This is a genomic window from Pseudoalteromonas sp. BSi20480 (assembly GCF_000241365.1).
Lineage (GTDB): Bacteria > Pseudomonadota > Gammaproteobacteria > Enterobacterales > Alteromonadaceae > Pseudoalteromonas > Pseudoalteromonas marina.
The window spans coordinates 60,686-81,720 of the sequence record NZ_BADX01000137.1; the positions used below are offsets into that span (position 1 = coordinate 60,686).

11 protein-coding genes, 1 tRNA gene and 1 pseudogene are annotated in these 21,035 nt (G+C 37.7%); 6 read left to right on the forward strand and 7 right to left on the reverse strand.

Going from position 1 to position 21,035, the window contains the following annotated elements; genetic code table 11:
- Window positions 1-43: 43 nt before the first annotated feature.
- Window positions 44-856 carry a ThuA domain-containing protein gene (locus P20480_RS05340; RefSeq protein ID WP_008131328.1) on the forward strand — a complete coding sequence of 271 codons (813 nt, stop codon included), beginning with the start codon at window positions 44-46 and terminating at the stop codon, window positions 854-856.
- 474 nt (window positions 857-1,330) lie between these two features.
- Here P20480_RS05340 and xylA read toward each other — a convergent pair whose 3' ends face one another.
- Both xylA and xylB read right to left on the reverse strand, forming a co-directional pair.
- Window positions 1,331-2,650: a xylose isomerase gene (gene xylA, locus P20480_RS05335; RefSeq protein WP_008131330.1), complete on the reverse strand. Its 1,320-nt coding sequence runs from the start codon at window positions 2,648-2,650 to the stop codon at window positions 1,331-1,333.
- 17 nt (window positions 2,651-2,667) lie between these two features.
- A pseudogene (gene xylB / locus P20480_RS18495) lies at window positions 2,668-4,138 on the reverse strand (xylulokinase).
- A 467-nt stretch (window positions 4,139-4,605) separates the two neighbouring features.
- Here xylB and P20480_RS05330 point away from each other — a divergent pair.
- Entirely contained in the window at window positions 4,606-5,646 is a 1,041-nt protein-coding gene (locus P20480_RS05330; RefSeq protein WP_008131338.1) for a LacI family DNA-binding transcriptional regulator, read from the forward strand.
- Window positions 5,647-5,812: 166 nt separating this feature from the next.
- On the opposite strand, the gene P20480_RS05325 is transcribed toward P20480_RS05330, so the two are convergent.
- From P20480_RS05325 to P20480_RS19370, 3 genes are read right to left on the reverse strand one after another with little or no spacing between them, the layout of a single operon-like run.
- Window positions 5,813-7,255 (reverse strand): sugar porter family MFS transporter, encoded by a 1,443-nt coding sequence (locus P20480_RS05325; RefSeq protein ID WP_008131340.1) that lies wholly within the window; start codon window positions 7,253-7,255, stop codon window positions 5,813-5,815.
- A 27-nt stretch (window positions 7,256-7,282) separates the two neighbouring features.
- Window positions 7,283-8,473: a glycoside hydrolase family 3 C-terminal domain-containing protein gene (locus tag P20480_RS19365; protein ID WP_008131342.1), complete on the reverse strand. Its 1,191-nt coding sequence runs from the start codon at window positions 8,471-8,473 to the stop codon at window positions 7,283-7,285.
- 14 nt (window positions 8,474-8,487) lie between these two features.
- Window positions 8,488-9,894 carry a glycoside hydrolase family 3 protein gene (locus tag P20480_RS19370; protein ID WP_008131344.1) on the reverse strand — a complete coding sequence of 469 codons (1,407 nt, stop codon included), beginning with the start codon at window positions 9,892-9,894 and terminating at the stop codon, window positions 8,488-8,490.
- 595 nt (window positions 9,895-10,489) lie between these two features.
- Here P20480_RS19370 and P20480_RS05310 point away from each other — a divergent pair.
- Window positions 10,490-13,315, forward strand: coding sequence for a TonB-dependent receptor (locus P20480_RS05310; protein WP_008131347.1), 2,826 nt, complete (start codon window positions 10,490-10,492; stop codon window positions 13,313-13,315).
- 64 nt (window positions 13,316-13,379) lie between these two features.
- Complete coding sequence (locus P20480_RS05305) at window positions 13,380-14,885, forward strand: tryptophan halogenase family protein (RefSeq protein ID WP_008131348.1); 1,506 nt, start codon at window positions 13,380-13,382, stop codon at window positions 14,883-14,885.
- A 10-nt stretch (window positions 14,886-14,895) separates the two neighbouring features.
- Here the strand turns inward: P20480_RS05305 and P20480_RS18500 are convergent, their stop codons facing one another.
- The gene (locus P20480_RS18500; RefSeq protein WP_008131349.1) at window positions 14,896-15,699 is read right to left on the reverse strand and encodes a helix-turn-helix domain-containing protein; all 804 of its coding nucleotides are present in this window, start codon (window positions 15,697-15,699) and stop codon (window positions 14,896-14,898) included.
- 596 nt (window positions 15,700-16,295) lie between these two features.
- On the opposite strand from P20480_RS18500, the gene P20480_RS05300 reads away from it, so the two are divergent.
- Entirely contained in the window at window positions 16,296-18,809 is a 2,514-nt protein-coding gene (locus tag P20480_RS05300; RefSeq protein ID WP_008131351.1) for a glycoside hydrolase family 3 protein, read from the forward strand.
- Window positions 18,810-18,886: 77 nt separating this feature from the next.
- Complete coding sequence (locus P20480_RS05295) at window positions 18,887-20,602, forward strand: glycoside hydrolase family 9 protein (RefSeq protein ID WP_008131352.1); 1,716 nt, start codon at window positions 18,887-18,889, stop codon at window positions 20,600-20,602.
- A 287-nt stretch (window positions 20,603-20,889) separates the two neighbouring features.
- On the opposite strand, the gene P20480_RS05290 is transcribed toward P20480_RS05295, so the two are convergent.
- Window positions 20,890-20,966: transfer RNA gene (locus P20480_RS05290), tRNA-Val, on the reverse strand.
- Window positions 20,967-21,035 lie beyond the last annotated feature (69 nt).

Here is a 21,035-nt window from a genome sequence, read left to right on the forward strand (position 1 = left end):
AATTATTAACTTGCTGTTTGCTAATAAATTTATAAGGAATATTATGTTTTTTGCCTTTTTCAGAGTTTTTATTTCAGCCCTTGTTATACCAGTTATACTCATCTTAACTGCAACCAAAAGCTATGGGGTAGGATTTGAAACGTTGCCTAAAAAACAATTTAATGTCCTTTTATTCACAAAAAACGAAGGGTGGCATCATAAGTCTAAAACTAACGCCGTTAAAGCAATTGAAGGTTTAGCTAACAAACATCATTTTAATTTAGTTTGGCACGAAGAAAGTCATTATTTTAATGACAAATATTTAGCTAATGTTGATGTCGTGATCTTTTTACTAACCAAGGGAGATATTTTAAACACTCAAGAGCAAAAAGCATTTGAGCGATTTATAAAATCTGGAAAGGGGTTTGTTGGAGTTCATAGTGCGTCTGATACTGAGTACGATTGGCCGTGGTATCAAAGGTTAGTAGGGCGCTCTTTTAGTATTCACCCAGTTATTCAAACTGCAGTTTTAAGTAAAGTGGCCAATACTAGCTTTATTGGTTTAAATCATATGCCACAGCAAATGTTATGGACTGACGAATGGTACGAATTTGGTCCAGAACTGAGTAAATTAAACTATTTACTAACGGTAGATGAGCAAAGTTATAATCCACATGTTGACTGGGGCAATAATAAAATAGGTAAAGGTATGGGGGCGTTTCATCCAATTTCGTGGCACCAAAACTATGACGGTGGCCGTTCATTTTATACGGCTCTTGGGCATACAAGCGCGGTTTATAACAGTGAGTTTTTGACCGAACATATTTTTGGTGGCATATACTGGGCTGCAACTGGGAAAGGCTTAAATAAGAAGTAATTATCTCACGTTTGAAAGTTTGATGAGCTTCTTTGGCTGTTTATCCTTACAGCAGTTTGATTATTGCTTTAGTTTGGTGAAGTTTAATGTGTATGCGGTTTTTATTTATTAGCTTATAAACATTAAACGATGATTTATGCTCTCACTCAATGCTTTGCTGCCGCCTGATAACGTACATATCTGTTCATGGGCTATTTTCAGTATTTTATAACCAAAGCTCCTTGTTCAAATCTAAAGTAATCTATAGCAAAAAACCTCAACGTTACTGTGTGTATCTTGGTGATTTTGCAATTGTGCATTTATAATAACGTAATTTTTTAGATTATATGAACAACCAAAATTTAATTTTTATCAACAGGTTAGGGTTTTTGGCAGCTGAAAAGCGCCCGTCTCAATAACTATTGTGAACATTTCTGATCTGTGTGATTGGTTCTTAATAAAGTTTGCCTCGGTTTTAAAACCGAGGCTATGTCATTATAGGTAACGGTTAACAATATTCTCAAGCAGTTCTTGGCGTCCTGATACCTGCTCTGGGTTGATATTTTGTTGATGCACTAAGGCTGAAAGGCTCTCAAGTGATTGCTCACCATTTAGAATGCTTTGACCTAGCTCTTCTTTCCAGCCAGCGTAACGTTTTTCAACAAAGTCAGACAGCTCGCCACCTTCAATCATTGCTGCTGCATTGAGTAATGCTTTAGCCATTGTATCCATACCGCCAATGTGACCAATGAATAAGTCATCGCGTTCACACGATTGACGACGAAGCTTAGTATCAAAGTTAAAGCCACCTGTTGTAAAACCGCCGTTTTTTAAAATTTCATACATGATGAGTGTGCACTCGGCTACATCGTTAGGGAATTGGTCTGTATCCCATCCGTTTTGCATGTCGCCACGGTTAGCATCAATACTACCCATAATGCCTTCTGCACAAGCAACCGCAATTTCGTGATGAAAGCTATGACCCGCAAGTGTTGCGTGGTTCGCTTCAATGTTTACTTTAATTTCGTTTTGTAAGCCATGCTTATGTAAAAAGCCTGCCACTGTTGCTGTATCGTAATCGTACTGGTGTTTAGTTGGCTCTTGTGGTTTTGGCTCAATTAATAATGTGCCTTTAAAGCCAATTTTTTTCTTATGCTCTACCACCATTTTTAAAAAGCGTGCGTACTGTTCGCTTTCTTGTGCAAGGTCTGTATTTAGTAGTGTATCGTAACCTTCACGGCCACCCCAAAGTACGTAGTTTTCACCGCCTAAACGATGTGTAATTTCCATTGCATGCTTAACTTGCGCTGCTGCATATGCATACGTATTAGGATTAGGGTTTGTTGCACCCCCTGCACAAAAACGTTTGTTTGAGAATAAGTTAGCAGTACCCCAAAGTAATTTTACACCTGTACGCTGCATTTCTTTTTCGATAATGTTTGCTATGTGCGTTACGTTATCGTGACTTTCTTGAAGTGTTTTACCTTCAGGGGCAATATCAACATCATGAAAACAAAAGTAAGGAACGCCTAGCTTTTCGAAAAACTCAAAAGCTACTTTTACTTTTTGTTCCGCAAGTTCTAATTGGTTGCCGACAGGTTGGATCCAAGGACGGTCGAATGTACCTTCACCAAAAATATCAAACCCTGTAGAACAAAAGTTATGCCAGTAACACGCTGCAAAACGAAGGTGCTCTTTCATTGTTTTACCAAGAACGACTTTATTTTCGTCGTAGTAACGAAATGCAAATGGGTTTTTAGAGTTTTCACCCTCAAATTTAATTTTTTCTACGTTTTTAAAAAATTGCTCATTCATGATGTGCTCCATTAATTTTATAATCGTGTATTAAAAGTGTTTTTTAGACTCTGGTAAAGTGCTTTGTATGCGGTGTATTGCTGTGCGTAAAAGTCTTGCATGATTGGGTCTGGCTCAATGGTTTGCGTTACTTTGCCGTTAACACACACTTGTTGTGCAGAGAGTTGTGTTACTGCTATTCGGGCAAGTCTTGCAGCGCCAAATGCGGGACCAACTTCTGAGCCTTCTCGGTAAATTAGGGGACGATTAAGTACACTTGCGATGATTTTTCCCCATAGCGGGCTTTTAGCGCCACCACCAATGACGGTTACATCGTCAATTTGCGCACCAGCATCAAGCAGTACTTGTTGTCCATCGGCAAAGGCAAAAGCAACGCCCTCCAGTACTGCACGGCCAAGGGCAGCTGCATCGGTATCACTGTCTAAACCAAAAAACACGCCTTTGGCATCGGGGTTATTATGCGGTGTACGTTCGCCAGTTAAATAGGGTAAAAATATCACTGAACTTGGTTTGCTAAAGTCGCATTTACTCACTTGTTCAAGAAGTGCGCCTTCGTTTTCAAAACCGGTTAATTGAGTAACCCAGTTTAAACAGCTTGCTGCGCTTAACACCACTGACATTTGGTGCCAGGTGTTTTCAATACAATGACAAAAAGTATGTACTGCACCTTCAGGGTTAGGCAGGTATTTTTCGTTAGCAACAAAGTAAACGCCCGACGTGCCTAACGATAAAAATGCTTGTTTAGGTTTTACTACGCCAACACCGGCAGCGCCTGCGGCATTATCGCCACCCCCTGCAACAACGGGGACTTGCTCCATTCCCCATTTAGTAGCAACTTGGGCTGTTAATTTGCCTGTAATTTGTGTGCCCTCATATAGGGTAGGCATGTGTTGCTCTGTTAAGTCGCAAGCACTAAGCATTTTTTGAGACCAGGCTCTTTTTTCTACGTCTAGCCACAGTGTGCCTGCTGAGTCAGACATGTCTGATGACAAAATCACCGGTCATTAAAAAGCGTAGGTAGTCTTTTGGTAATAATACTTTGGCTACTTTTGCAAAGTCTTCTGGCTCAAACTCTTTTAGCCATACCAATTTAGGGGCAGTAAAACCCGGCATGGCTATGTTGCCGGTAATATTACGAGAATTAGGTTCGCGTTTCTCAAGCTTCACACATTGCGCTGCGCTGCGCCCGTCGTTCCATAAAATGGCGGGGCGAATAATATTATTGTTTTTATCAAGCAGCGTAGCGCCATGCATTTGCCCAGAAAGGCCTACTGCCTTTACTGACTTTAGTAATGCAGAGTGAGTATTTTTAAGCTCCTCGATTGCACTACATGTTGCAAGCCACCAATCTGTAGGGTTTTGCTCAGAAAAAAGTGGTGCAGGGCGTGAAACGCTCAAAGATCGACTCGCTTGAGCAAGCAATTGATCTTGCTCGTCTAAAATAATTACTTTTACACCTGAAGTGCCTAAATCGATACCAAGGAACATAATTGATGTACTTAAATGTTGTTTTAGTGTTAGCGCTAACATAATTGATTTAATATTGTTAAGTCAAGCTAGTTTTCAAAGAATGCTTTATAATTAACATTTAAGTTTGTTACATAGTTAGTGATGAATTTCAGAAGTCAAAAAATAAATTAAGGGAATAAATTTTAAATTATTGGCGAAAGACAATCTAAATTCATTATATTTTCAAGGGCTAGAGCAAAAGGCCATTAATTTATTCAAAATTAAATGTAATATGCTGTTCGGGTTTATTTTTAAGTGTGTTAATGAAAAGGTATTGGTTGTATTTTTACTGACTTTGTTGGCGCTAACATCTGATATTATTTTGATTCTGTATTAATAGTAATTATCTAAAACACAATGCAAACAATATTAGACTTCGCCATTATGTATAATAAAAAATTAAAGTTAATTATAATAACCGATTGATTGTGAGTAGGTAATAAGAAATGGCCGACCTTAAAAGAGCAAGAATACAAGATGTAGCCGAGCAGGCTGGTGTATCAATGATGACAGTTTCGCGCGTGCTCAACCAAGACAAAAAAGTAAGCGACAAAACCCGCGAAAAAGTAATGGCGGTTGTTGAGCAGTTAAATTACAGGCCAAATGTGTCGGCTAGGCGCCTTGCTAGCACTAAGTCATTCTTTTTAGGACTTTTGTACGATAACCCAAGTGACTCTTACATAAGCCAGTTTTTATTGGCTGCGCTTAAAAAATGCCGCGCATTGGGCTACCACCTTGTTGTTGACGAAGCACATAGCGATATTGACAAAACAATTGAATCGGTAAAGCAACTTATTGATGTTACACAGGTTGATGGCATGATTTTACTGCCTCCTATGTGCGACAACGAACAGGTTTTAGATGTGCTTACTAAAGCACAAGTACCATTTGTAAGAATAACGCCAGATACAAAATTAAATCGATCACCTTATATTTGCATGGACGATTACCAAGCAGCGTTTGATGTTACAGAGCATTTAATAAATCAAGGGCATAGCAAAATTGCACATATTATTGGCGACACTAAACAAGGTGTAAGCCGTTTGCGTTACCAAGGTTATTTAGATGCACTGCGCTCTAATAAAATAATAACGCCTCCTGAGTATATAGAGCAGGGCAGTTTTACCTATCAATCGGGTATGGAAGCGGCAATGAATTTACTTTCGCTTGATGATAAACCTACAGCTATTTTTGCTGCAAACGATGATATGGCAGCCGCCGTGATCTCAATAGCTCAAAAACAAGGCATTAATATTCCAAGCGAACTGTCGGTTGTTGGTTTTGATGACACGCAACTTGCAACCATAGTGTGGCCAAATATTTCTACGGTAAAACAGCCCATTAATGAAATGGCTGAGCTTGCGATTACTTTACTTGCATCGGGTCAGTATAACGATTTAAGCAATGTAAAAAGCGTAGACTTAAGACATATTTTAGATTTTGAATTAATAGAAAGAGAATCAAGCTCAGCCAATAAAAACAACTAAACAAGCGATTATTTAGTGTTATGTTGGCGATTTAGAAAATTTGCTTAAAGTTAGTATTAATACTTCTTTATGAGGTTCAATCAAAAAGAAGGCAATGCGTCTAATCAATTAACAGAATAGACGCAAAGGGTTGTAGTCCTAAGTTAAATAATTCATGACGGTAAAATTATACGTTTTCTAATTTCGTTCCTTTGGTTTCAGTTACTAAATAAATAACAAAAAGTACTGATATAAAAGCAAAAAAAGCATAGAGCGAATACGCAAGTGCAAGCCCTCCGCCAGCTAGCATTATCGGAAAGGTCATGGTGACTAAAAAGTTAGCGAGCCATTGAGCAAGTCCTGCAACCCCTAAGCCTAATCCCCTTATGTTATTTGGAAATATCTCGCCGAGCATTACCCACATTACTGGACCCCATGAAAGATTAAAAAAGAATACATATAAGTTGGCCTGTACAAGTGCGGTAAAGCCCCAGTCGCCAAGTTGTAATTGTCCTTGAGGGTCTATAGTGCCGTTAGAAAATGCAACAACTAAACCAACAAGTGAGAAGGTCATGCCTATTGATCCAATTAGTAAAAATGGCTTTCTGCCTATTTTATCTATAAGCGATAAGGTAATGAAACAGGCTACCAAGCTGATTACGCCACTAATAATATTGATAAAAAGCGCATCTGATTCTGAAAAGCCAACTGCTTGCCAGAGTACTGCTCCGTAATAAAACACCACATTAATACCGACTAGTTGCTGTAGTATGGCAAGCCCAATTGAAATATAAACTACAGGTTTTAGACTAAAAGTACCTGCTTGAAATAAGTTAGTTATTTTTGTTTTTTCGCTGTTACCTAATGACTGCCTAATTTCTTCCCACATTGACTTGGCGTTTTTAGCACCAAATAACTGTGATAAAGTTTTTAAGCCTGCGTGTTGTTTGTTTTTCATTGCTAAAAAACGCGGGCTTTCTGGAATAAAAAGTAAAGTGACTAAGAACATAGTTGCAGGAACTAGCTCTATCCAAAACATCCATCGCCACGTATCAAAGCCAAACCAAAGTAAGTCGGTGGAGTTACCAGATATTTGTACTAATGAATAGTTACTTAAAAAAGAGAAAAATAGTCCTAGAATAATAGCAATTTGCTGAATAGAAGTAAGCGTGCCACGTAAACGTGCTGGGGCAATTTCGCTTATATAAGCAGGTGTTATTATAGAGGCTGCACCTACTGCTAACCCACCAATTAAGCGATAAATTATAAACTCTCCCGACGCCCCTGCAATGCCTGAACCCCATGCACTGATAATAAAAAGAACAGCGGTCGCAAGTAATACCTTTTTACGACCAAAATGGTCGGCACTCTTACCTGCTATTAATGCACCAATAGCACAGCCTAAAAGCATACTTGCGACATTAAATCCTGTTACTACATTGTCTGAGTTAAAAGCACCTATAAGCCCATCAACTGTGCCATTAATTACACCGCTATCAAAGCCAAATAAAAAACCACCAATCGCAGCTACGCAGGCAATAAAAAATATACGTAGCAAATTCTCATTTTCATTATTTGCTAATTTAATAGATACACCACTGAGTGTGGGATCTGTTGCTGTATTTTCCATTTTATATATCCTAAATTTTTATTATTTTTATAAAACAATGTTAGTCACTGTAAATTTATCTTTTGGTATTTTAATACCCTGTCCAGAGCCTACTGTTATAATTAAACGTCCTTTGTAGGCAACGGCAATGCCTTGCTCATTAATATAAGAGAGTTTATTTTTAGGAATAGTAAATTTAATATCGTTTTTCGATTCGTTTTTTAGGGTAATGTGTTTAAAGCCCACTAATTGCTTATTTGGTGTTTTTACCGGTGCATCAGGCATAGAGATATAAACTTGAACAACATCGTCAGCTGAAAAACTGCTTTGGTTGGCAATTGTTGTTGTTAGATTTAAGTCTCCTGAGTCTGCGTTTATTGAATAACGTGTGTTTTTGTATTTAAAATCAGCATAACTTAAGCCAAAACCAAACGGGTAAAGTACCTCACCTTCATAGTACTTATAGGTACGGTTTTTCATTGAATAATCTTTGAAGTCAGGTAGATCAGATACAGACTTGTAAAATGTAATGGGCAATTTACCTGATGGGCTATAGTCGCCGTAAAGTAGGTTTACTAGCGCACTTCCGGCCGCTTCACCTGGATAGAAACCTTGGATAATTGCGTCAATATTTTCGTTTTCCCAATTTAATGCCATTGCACTACCGCTCATATTTACAAGTACGATAGGTTTTCCTGTATGCTTTAGCTTTTTGAGCAAATTAAGTTGGCTTTTAGGTAAATTAATATTGGTGCGATCACCATGAGAGAACCCGTCTATTTGCAGTGGCATTTCTTCACCTTCAAGATTAGCACTAATGCCTCCTACAAATACAATTACATCCGCTTCATTAGCATTACTGAGTGCTTGTTGTGTAAGCCCTTGAGGGTTTTTCAACCAAGTAAGACTAGCCGTTGGATTAATAACGTTACTATGCCAATAGTGGTTAAATTTAGATTCAGCGTTTAGCTCGTAACTTTGATTTTTTTCAAGTGTTATAGCGCCATTTACGCTCTGGCCATTAAGTGTGAAATCAACGTTGTTTGATTTAAAATGATACTCAGCAGTTTCTTGGGGTTTAATGATTCCTGTCCATTTTACGGCAAATTCTTGTTCTATAGAGTTGTCAATAGGAGAGCGCTCCCAGCTAAAATCTAGGTTTTTTTCTATTTGACGCTTTACAGGTTGGCGGTCAAAATTACTTGAAGGATAGTATTGTGCAATTAATCCTGGTTGCATTTGATTATTATGATCTAGATGAAAAAATGCTTTGCTTCAATAGGCTGGTAATGTGTATAAACTTCACCGGTAATACTTGAGCCTGCAGTATACGTAAGGTTATTTTTGCCTAAACGTTGTTCAAGTGCTAGTTTAGGTGTTATTGGAACTATTGGCATGCCATTGTAGTTGCCTAACAAAATAGCTTCGTTATCAGCATTTGGACCTATAAGGGCTATTTTTTCATTTCCCTTTAATGGTAGTACTTGCTCATTTTTTAAAAGTACTAATGATTTTTGAGCTGCTTCTTGTGTTAAAGCTAAATGTTTATTAGAGCCTACAACATCTATAGAAGTGTCTGAATATGGTACATTTTCGGGGTTATCAAACATGCCAAGTTTAAAGCGGGCATACATCAACCGTTTTAAGGCTTTATCAACATCTTTTTCTTCTACTAAACCTTCTTTTACTGCTTGCGTTAAATAACTGTATGTATTGCCATGGTGGTCACCGCAATTTAAGTCAGTACCGGTTTTAAGCGCCATCGCCGCTGCTTTTGCCCCAGTATTTACGATGTTATGTGACTTTACATCGTAAAAATCTGCAATAGCACCACAGTCCGATACAATATAGCCATCAAAATTAAATTCATCCCTTAGTTTATTTTGAATAAGCTCGTCGTTTCCACAAGCCGGCGTGCCATTTACGCTATTGTAAGCACACATTACAGATGCAACTTTTGTTTGTGCAATGACATCTTTGAATGCAGGGAGGTAGGTTTCAGCTAAGTCTTTCTCGGATGCTGTATAGTCGTCGCTATGCCTTGAAACTTCTGGGCCACTATGTACTGCATAGTGCTTAAGTGTTGCAACTGATTTTAAATATTCAGCATTGTCGCCTTGCAAACCATTTATAAAATTAACTGCAATTCGCGTTGTTAAGTATGGATCTTCACCGTAAGTTTCTTGTCCGCGTCCCCATCGTGGATCTCTAAATATATTAATATTTGGCGACCAATAGGTAAGGCCTGTGTACATAGAACGGTTATTTTCTTCTAAAAAAGCATGATGTTTAGCTCTGCCTTCATCAGAAATTGCGGTACCAACTCTTAACATCAAGTCTTCATCAAATGTAGCAGCAAGACCAATTGCTTGCGGGAAAACTGTTGCTTTCCCCGCTCTTGCAACACCATGCAGCGCCTCGTTCCACCAATTGTATTCTGGCATGTTTAATCGCTCAATTGCTGGGGATTTATCAAATAGTTGAGCAACTTTCTCCTCTAATGTAAGCCTTGTTACTAAATCGTTTACGCGCTCATCAATAGAGGCTGATTTGTTTAAATACAGTGGAGGGGTCTGTGTTGATTGTTCATCTTTAGCGCAGCCTACTAATACAGCAAATGCTGTAAGTACAAAAAGACTTTTTATATTTTTATTAACCATTGTTATCAACTCTTTATTTGTGTGTGATAAAAATAAATTAACAAAGGAAATTATTAACGTCGTCTAAGTGTAAGTTAAATATGAATTTGAACGTATAGATACACGTATTAACGTAAATTTATACATCTCTTAAAGATAAAAATAGTTAATTTTGTTAATATATTGTTTATTTTAAGTTTTATTTTATAAGCTTTTGATTCTCATGGTTAATATATCAAGATGACAGTATTTAAACTCAGCGTCATGTTCAAATAAAAACTAATTTTGGCGTTCAAATAGATGTATTTGTGGTTAGTTAGGCGATTTTACCCGCTATTTATCTGATTCTAGCTTTGCATGATAACCACACACACTAAAAGGGTTGAAATTTAAAAAATACGATCAGTACTTTTTGAACTTCAATGAGGGAAATTAGAATGATAAAAAAACAGAACAGTACATTTAAGCTGTCCGTAATTGCATCTGCGATTATTGCAACGTCTTTATCCGGCAACCTATATGCAGCTCAAGAAGATGACAAAAAAAACAACAAGACGAAGATATTGAAGTAGTAATAGTTCAAGGAACACGTTCAAATTTAATCAATGCACAGAATATGAAACGTGAAGCTGAAACCGTTCTTGATGCTATATCTGCAAAAGATATTGGGTCTCTACCGGATAGAAGCGTCCTTGAGGCAATAACCCGTTTACCGGGTGTTTCTATTGAACGATTTGCTGCTGCAAACGATCCTGATCACTACGGCGTTGAGGGAAGCGGTGTTGTTGTTAGGGGATTAACGCACACACGAAGCGAGTTTAACGGTCGTGATACGTTTACTGCCGATTCAGGGCGAGGGTTAAGTTTCCAGGATGTTCCACCTGAATTAATGGGTTCTGTTGAGCTGTTTAAAAATCAGTCGGCAGATATTATAGAGGGCGGCATTGCAGGCACGGTGAATCTAGTGACGCGAAAACCTTTTGATGCAGAAGGGCGTGTAGTTGCTTTTACACTAGATGCTAGTTACAGCGAATTTGCAGACGAAACAACGCCGTCATTTTCTGGCTTATACAGCGATATATTTGATTTAGACTCTGGCAGGCTCGGCGTACTTGTCAATTACTCGAACTCAGAGTTAAAAGCTCAATCAGACGGTGCACAAATAGGCCGGTACGAGCCACAAAATGAACTGGTCAATGGGCAGGCAGTGTTTGTTCCGCGAACAACACGTTTAACCAGAAAAGAAGATGATAGAAAAAGGGAAGGTTTTGCCGGTGCGCTCCAGTTTGAAAACGAAAGCAGAACGTTACTAGCAACAGCTCAATTTATACGTTCTGATTCGTCATTAGCATGGACTGAGCATGCGATTGAAATGGCAGATGATGCTGTAATCAACGATTTAGTTGCTCTTGAAGGAACCGAATTTGAAGTAACAGAACAAGGTTTGTTTGAGTCAGGTTTTATCACATCTAACGCAGGTTGGCGCGGAAATGATGCAGAGCGTCAACCATCTGGCGAGTTTGGTGCTCAGCATGCCATGGTTACCCGCTTTAGAGATCAAGATAATTTAGTTGACGATTATGGCTTTAATCTCAAATATCGACCAAACGATACATGGTCGTTTAATTTTGATGCCCAATATGTTGAATCCACTTCTGAAATTTTTGACTTTTCAATCATGGGAGCAACAAGAGCTGTAGTCGGTATAGAGCAAAACGGTGATGATTTACCCGATATTACATTATTAGACCCAGCCAATAGCGGCGACACTGGTTTTTTCACTGATCCAAATAATTATTTTTGGCGCAGTGCTATGGATCATAAATCTGATAATGAAGGTGATGAAGTTGCTTTTGCTGCTGACACACAATATACATTTGATAGTGGCTTTTTTACCAGTGTTAAAGTAGGCGCTCGGTATGCTAAACGCGACCAAACAACACGCCAATCTACTTATAATTGGGGTTGGTTATCGGAAGCATGGGCTGGCAATGGTAATGCATGGTTTGATGCCGAAGGTGATGAGCTTGGTGCAAGCTTAAACAATAGCTATGAGCAATTTACATTTGATAATTTTGCTAGAGGGGGGGTACTCAATGTTGCATCTGAGGGCGCTTTTTTATTTCCTAGCGAATCATTAGTTAGAGATTACGCTAATGCTGAATCAGCGTTTGCATCTCTGTCGCCAAATTGGCAGCGTTTATCAAGTCGTGGGGACGCAATAGGTAACTTCTTAAATAACGAGATTAATGAAACCTCTGAAATAAATAATGCTTTTTACATCAAGGGTAATTTTGAAGGTGAATTAGGCAGCATGTTTTACAGCGGTAATGTAGGACTTCGTTATGTAAAAATTAAAAATGAAACTGATGGCTTTTTAACGTTTCCAGATACAGTGGGTGACGTTAATGACCCTTCGGATCCCGATAACTTTTTACCCCCTGAACAAGCCGCATTTGGTAATGCAGGATTTACAGAACAAACAGCAAGCAGTGAATATACTAATATTTTGCCAAGCTTAAACGTTAAACTTAATTTAAAAGACGATTTAATTCTGCGATTTGGTTTTTCAGAAGCCATTGCATTACCTGATTTAGGAAACTTAAGAAACTTTGTAAGCATAACACCTGAAGATTTGGTGATTACTTATGATGAAAGCTCAGATGATCGACAAATTACAGACGCTCGTTATTCTCGTTATACGGCAAATTCAGGCAATCCATTCTTAAAACCAATGGAGTCGTATAACTACGACTTAGCGCTTGAATGGTATTTTTCTGAGGGAGTGGGGTCACTTACAACATCATTTTTCTATAAAGACATGAGTAACTACTTTATTAATGGCTCAGTGGATAGAGAATTTACTAATAATGGCGCAACACAGGTGGTACAAGTAAACGGTGCTACCAATGGTGATGAAGGTTCTGTGCAAGGGTTTGAACTGGCTTACCAGCAGTTTTACGACTTTTTACCTGGTGCCTTTAGTGGCATTGGTATGCAATTTAACTATACCTATATCGAGGAAGAAGGATCGCCAAATGCAGGGCTATCACCAGATAAACCTGACTCAACAGAAGGCGATAATGTGGCATTTGAAGGATTACCTCTTGAAGGGCTTTCTAAGGATAATATCAATTTAGTCGCTATGTATGAAAAGTACGGTGTTAATGCGCGTTTGGCATACAATTGGCGTTCTGAATATTTATTAACAAGTAAAGACGTTATAACGCAGCTTCCCATTTATAATGAGGCTGGAGGCCAACTTGATGGGTCTGTCTTTTATAATATCACTGACTCGTTTCAATTAGGTCTACAAGCCACTAACCTAACTAACGAGGTTGCCAGAACTTCAATGCAAATAGACAATGATAACAATCGAGTGTCTCGCTCTTGGTTCGCGAATGAGCGTAGATTTAGCATTATTTTGAAAGGTAATTTTTAACCCTCTTAATAAAAGCACGCGTTATTTTTTATTTCGCGTGCTTTATTTTTTTTAGGTAAACATTATGAATGATGCAAATAATATAAAATCGATTGTTATTGTAGGTGGTGGTTCAGCAGGTTGGATGACCGCCTCTTCGTTAGCGAAGGTAATTGGCTGCGATAATTGTCAAATCACTTTAGTGGAGTCTGCAGACATAGGTACTGTATCTGTAGGTGAAGCTACAATCCCACAAATTCAATTATTTAATACCATACTTGATATAGATGAAACTGAGTTTATACGTTTTACTAATGCGACGTTTAAATTAGGTATAGAATTTATAGATTGGAAGGAAAAAGGACACCGTTATTTTCACCCATTTGGAAATTATGGCACTAATATGGAGGCACTGCCTTTTCATCACTTTTGGTTGAAAATGCAAAATGATCCTGAATTTTCCGACTTATCTAGCTACTCACTTGCATCGGTCGGTGCGTATGCAAATAAATTTATGCATCCGCCAACTCAGCAAAACAGCGCGTTAGCAGGTATTAATTATGCTTATCATTTTGACGCAACACTTTATGCTAAATTTTTAAGAAATTATGCCACAAGCAGAGGAGTGTGTCGTATTGAGGGTAAAGTTGACGAGGTAAACCTAAACCCAGTTTCAGGGGAAATTGAATCGTTAGTTCTTAATGATAATACGGTATTAGATGGTGATTTATTTATCGATTGCTCTGGTTTCAAGGGCTTATTAATTGAGCAGGCTCTGAAAACTGGATACGAGGATTGGACTCATTTATTACCGTGTAATAAAGCGATTGCAACGCCGTGTTTATCAAAAAAGGCACTTAACCCTTATACTCAGTCTACAGCACAAAGTGCAGGTTGGACGTGGCGAATACCACTGCAAAACCGAGTAGGTAATGGGTATGTATATTCAAGTGAATTTATGAGCGATGATAAAGCACACGCTTTACTTTTAAATACAATTGAATCTGAAGCTTTAGCAGATATTAACCAGCTGCAATGGGTAACGGGTATGCGCAAAAAGAGTTGGAATAAAAACTGTATCGCTATTGGTTTATCAGCAGGTTTTGTAGAACCGATTGAATCAACCGGTCTGCATTTGATTCAATCGGCGATAGCAAAATTAATGACATTATTCCCTAGTAAAGATTTTACACAGTGTGATATTGATTTATTTAATCAGCAAACTGAGACGGAATATCATCGTATACGTGATTTTATTATTTTACATTATAAACTAACAAATAGAGATGACAGTGAGTTTTGGCGTTATTGCAAAAACATAGAAATGCCTGATTCGTTGAAGCAAAAAATAGAGATGTTTAGTGAAAATGGTCGTATTTTTAGACATGATAATGAGCTGTTTAACGAAACATCTTGGCTTGCAGTTATGCACGGTCAAGGAATTAAACCTAAAAGCTATCATCCATTGGTTGATAGGCTAACCCAAGATGAAATAAAGCGTAGGCTCAAAAATATAGAGTCGGTTATTAGCCGCTCTGCTGATGTTATGCCTGATCATGAGGCGTATATTTTAAAAAACTACATGCGCTAGCTTTAGGGATTTAACTCGAATTTTTGTTTTGGCTTTCCCAATATTCTTTTCTAAATTGAGTGGGTGTTACGCCCACTAGTTTTTTAAAAAATGTATTGAAAGTTGCTTTGCTGTTAAATCCTGCTTTATCCATAATGTCTAACATGGTCACTGTTTTATTTTCCTCTAAAAGTAACAGCCGTTTACTTTCTTCAACTCTGTAATAATTTATAAACTCAAAAAAGTTTTTACCAAAGTGCCTATTAATTATAGATGACAAGTTTCTTGATCCCATACTTAACTGACTTGCTAGGTTATCAAGTGTGAGTAAATGGTTTAAATAAGGCTTATTTTGTAGCAAATAGCTTTCGATTTTTTGTATTTTTTCGGGTTCAAACGAATCTGGTGCTTTATGCTGTTCAGCTGTTAGTTCATCGTCAATACCCTGAAATATTCTTGAATTACCAGCACTAAAGTAGATTAAACTTGTGATTAATAAAAGAATTGCATAATTAGCTGTAAGCCCAAGTAATTCATGGTCTACTAGAATACCTATCTCGTAAGACATAATAATACCCAAAGAGACAAATATTGAATTTAGGTGTACTACTAAAAAACCAATGACAAGGAATTTAAGCCAAGTTAGGTCGACACTCTCAAGCTCTGCAAACTCATTTTTAATGTTTTTTTGGTATTTTTGTAACTCTAAAAAACATAAAACGCTAATTGAAAATCGAAAGCACTCCCGAAAAAAATAAATAGCTCGGTCAATAAATGCTGTGGTTTCAATTGTGTCATTTTTAAGTACATCTAGTTTGATGCTATTTTCTATCATAAGCCAATCAACAGTGAAATAAGCGGCATAAAAAATGAACGGTATGAATAATAGCGAATCGTCGTTTTTTTAGCTGATAGTTTTTGTTAACTAACGATTTGATATAAAGCAGAAGCAAAGGCACTTCTAACCAAAAAGCTAATCCAAATGTGTAAAATAGATTTGGGGATAAACTCAACGCAAACGCTCGAAATGCCTCACCAAAGTTAATAAGGTTATCCGTAGGAATTGCAGCTTGAGTTAATAAAAAGCAAGCAAGTAAATAGTTGCTAAGCTTATTGCCCTTTTTTAATGTTACTAAAAATACACTAAATGATAAGCATATAAAAATGGTAAAAATTAAAGCGAGATCGTGAGTGTTAAAAAGTACTTCTTTCACAATTTAATACACCTTTATTAAAATTTTTGTTTGGTACACGTGTGTTCTCATTGTCGTTGTATGTTATCTAATAATCTTTAATATTTGAAATAGCCGGGCGTTCAAATAGAGTAAATTGCGTGCATTTATACGCTTAAAACCTCTATTTGAACGACATTATGCTGCATTTGTTATAAAACTGTTTGCCACACTAACAAAGTATCAGGTTATTAGATTAATGAAATTAACTTATTCTTCATTTTTACTTGGCTCTTTTATGAGCTTTGCGTCTGTTAACACAGTTGCTAAAAACGATATAACACTTTGGCCAACTCTTGAACCAGCAATAAAAAAAAATGCAGAGTTGGAAACACGTATTACTCATTTAATAAGCCAAATGTCACTAGAACAAAAAGTGGGACAAATGGTACAAGCAGAAATAACCTGGGTAACGCCTCAAGATGTAAAAAAATATCATTTAGGATCGGTTTTGAATGGTGGTGGAACATTTTTACACAATAACCGTAATGCGAGTGTATCTGATTGGGTGTCTTTTATGGACGAGCTTTATTTAGCCTCAATGGATACATCACAAGGCGGTTTAGCTATTCCCGTTACATATGGCATTGATGCAGTACACGGCAATAACAAATTTATTGGTGCTACTTTATATCCACATAACATTGGTTTAGGTGCAACACGTAACCCAGATTTAATTTATAAAATTGGAGAAGCAACAGCGAAAGAAGTATTACTTGCAGGTATAGACTGGACATTTGCCCCAACACTTGCCGTTGCAAGGGATGATCGATGGGGGAGAACCTACGAAAGTTATTCTGAAGACCCTGAAATAGTTGCTAGCTATGCTAAAGAGATGATTGAAGGCCTTCAGGGGAAAGTAAACACAGCTAACTTTTTAGATGACGATCATATTTACTCTACCGCAAAGCATTGGGTCGGTGACGGAGGCACTTATCAAGGCATTGATCAAGGTGACAACCAAGAAAGTGAAAGTGATTTAATTAAAAATCATGCGGCGGCATATTTGCCAGCTCTTAAAGCAGGTGTGCAAAGTATAATGGCCTCTCATAATATGTGGAATGGCTTGCGCTTACACGGCAGCAAATACCTCCTTACCGATGTTTTGAAAACGCGACTTGGTTTTGATGGTTTTATAGTGGGTGATTGGAATTCGCACAGTAAAATACCCGGATGTAGTAATGATAGCTGTCCGCAGGCTGTTAATGCCGGACTAGACATGTTTATGGTTGTAGAAGATTGGAAGGCTTTTATAGGTAATACAGTAGAGCAGGTTAAAGATGGAATTATCCCTGTTGAACGTATAGACGATGCAGTTAGGCGTATTTTACGCGTTAAAATACGTTCGGGGCTATTCGATAAAGGGCTTCCATCAACACGTAAATATGCTAACCAAAAACAGTTATTAGGTGCTCTTGAGCACAAAGCAATTGCTAGGCAAGCAGTTAGAGAATCGTTAGTGTTGTTGAAAAATAATAATAACCTTTTACCACTTAACCCAAATAGTGAGGTATTAATTGCGGGTGATGGTGCTGAAAATATGAGTAAGCAAACGGGTGGTTGGACAATTAACTGGACAGGCGAAGGTAATGTTAAATCTGATTTTCCAGGGGGAACGTCAATTTTTGATGGTATAAAGCAAGCGGTAAACAAAGCGGGCGGCAATGCAGTGCTAAGCCCTGATGGTAGTTTTGATGTAAAACCAGATGTTGCCATTGTTGTGTTTGGTGAAAATCCGTATGCAGAGTGGATTGGCGATCTAAAATCAATTGCTTATCAGGCTCATTCTCACCGTGACGCCAAATTAATCGAGTCATTAAAATCACAAGGTATAAAAGTTGTATCGGTGTTTTTATCGGGCAGACCTTTATGGGTAAACAGAGAAATCAATGCATCAGATTCGTTTGTAGCAGCTTGGCTACCTGGTAGTGAAGGTGTTGGTGTAGCTGATGTTTTGTTTAAAGATAATGAGGGCAATATTCAATTTGATTTTAAAGGTAAGCTTTCCTTTTCATGGCCTAAATATGCATCACAAGTTGTATTAAATCGTTACGATGAAAACTATGATCCACTTTTTGCATATGGATTTGGGTTAACCTATAAAGATAATGTGATGCTTAATAAATTAAGTACAAAGAATGACTTTATTTTTGAAACACCTGTCAACACCCCTTATCAAATAATGCAAGGAAGAGCGAAAGGGGACTGGAATTATCAATTGCAGTCGGGTGGACAAACAAAAGACATTCACACGCCATCAGGAAATATTAAAGGCTTAACTATGATTGAAGCCGATAAAAATATTCAAGGTGATGCAAAAGAATTCACGTGGAGTGGTGCTAATAATGCTTCTGTACTGATTAGCTCATCCTGGTACCGAGAAGATCTATCTCAATATTTGATCAATAAAAGCGCGCTAACGTTTGATGTGAGAGTCGAAACCCCTCCTAGAAATGAACTTTATGTTCAAATGGGATGCGCAAAAGGTAAATGCGCAGAGCTGAATATTTCGCCCATGCTAAAAGAGTTTAAATTGAACACCTGGAATACCGTTTCTATAGATTTATTATGCTTTGCTAAAAGTGGAGTGGAGTTTGAACGCTCGAGTGCCCCCTTTGTGTTAACAAGCGAAGGCGCAGCTAAAATACGAATTGCTAATGTTCAATTTGAACCCAATGCGAAAAAAATGGCCACTTTAAAGTGCAGTGAATAATAAACAAGAGCACTTATTATAACTCAATAGCAAGTGCTCTATTTTTTGCTTCGACATTATTTATACGAAAGGGTCATATGAAACATCTTATTTTATCGTTACTGCTACTGAATGTGCTTGCTCTGACCTCTTGCTCGGTATTAGTAAAAAAAAATCCTAGTAAATTAAGTAAGTTATCCTCAAATCAGCAAATTGCAATTAATCAATTAGGCTACTTAAATAAAAGTGAAAAAATTGCTGCAATACCGAACGTAACAGCTTCGCAATTTGATGTAATTAATGCGAAAACGAACAAGGTGGTTTATACCGCTCAGTTGAGCGCAGCTAAAATATGGACTCTTTCTGGCAATGATGGTCACAAGCTTGCCGATTTTTCTGAAGTTGTCACTTCGGGTCACTATTTTTTGCGTGTAAAGGGTGTTGCAGATTCTTCATTATTTAGAATTAGTGATGATGTTTATGATTCACTTAGTAAAGCCGCTTTAAGATATTATTATTTGAACCGCTCTAGTACTCCTATTGAAGAGAAGTTCGCGGGAATTTATGCAAGACCAATGGGTCATAAAGATGACATTATTGGCTATCATCCCTCTGCTGAGCCAAGGTACAAAGGCAAACGAATAGACTCACAAAAAGGATGGTATGATGCAGGCGACTATGGCAAGTATGTTGTTAACTCAGGTATTAGCACTTATACACTGCTTGCAGCGTTTGAACATTACCCTGATGTTTATAAAAAACAAACCCTAAACATACCTGAATCTGAAGATAACGTTCCTGATATTATAAACGAAGCCCTATGGAATCTTGAATGGCTGATCACTATGCAAAGCGATGATGGGGGTGTATATCATAAGCTAACCACTCGTGAATGGCCAGGGAATGAAATGCCACATGAAGATCAACGTCCACGCTTAATGATAGGGAAATCAACAGCAGCAAGCCTTAATTTTGCAGCTACGCTTTCCATGGCTAGCCGGGTAATTGAACCTTACTACCCCAATAAGAGTAAGCAATATTCAAATGCAGCCATAAAAGCATGGCGTTGGGCGCTTTTAAACCAAACACAATATTATGAGCAACCAAGTGATATTAAAAGTGGTGAATATGGAGATCATTATTTAAAGGATGAATTTGCTTGGGCCGCTGCAGAGTTATTTATAACCACTAAAAATAAAAACTTTTACACTATTTATAAAGAGATAAATATTGATTACGTGGCTTCAGCGTGGCGAAATGTATCGTACCTTTCTTTGAGTAGTTTGCTGTTTAAAGCAAAGGACTTATTGTCTAAACAAGAATACGAAGCCCTTAAAATAAAGCAAAATGACTTAGCTGACATATATTTAAACCAACATAAAAGCAGTCCATACAATGTTGCTATGCAAAAATCAGACTTTGTATGGGGGAGTAACTCAGCCGCGTTAAATAAAGCGATGGTTTTGCTACAAGCCGCTCAGATAAATAAAAATAACGATTATAAAAATGCAGCTCATGGACTTGTCGATTATGTATTAGGGCGAAACCCTACGGGGTACTCTTTTGTTACTGGGTTTGGCACTAAAACACCTTTGTATCCACATCATCGAATTTCACACAGTGATAATGTTGTTGCACCTGTACCAGGAATGCTTGTAGGTGGCCCTCATTCAGGACAACAAGATAATTGTAACTACTTATTCAATGAGCCAGCAAAATCATACGTTGACGATTGGTGTAGCTTTTCAACTAACGAGGTTGCGATTAATTGGAATGCGCCACTTGTGTATGTACTTGGTGCGCTCTCTGACTAGCAACTTTATAAGTTTTAATTTGCACAACTCAGTTGATTCTATTTATTGACCCAAGGAAAGCGCTATAAAAGTAGGGAGAAGGTTTTCTTGAGTTTATATTTTTTGAATTGGTACGACTGCGTGGATTTGAGTTACAGACCCTTGGGCCGGGTTATTAAGAGTGGGTAGTGCTTTTTTTGAGTTTATTATTTATTGGATTGGTACGACTGAGTGGATTTGAGTTACTGACCCTTGGACCGGGTTATTAAGAGTGGGTAGTGCTTTTTTTGAGTTTATATTTTTTGAATTGGTACGACTGAGTGGATTCGAACCACCGACCCCTACCATGTCAAGGTAGTGCTCTAACCAACTGAGCTACAGTCGTACAATTTGAGGTTCTTAAATATAACTTATTCAATAAATCAGAATAAATTTGGTACGACTGAGTGAATTT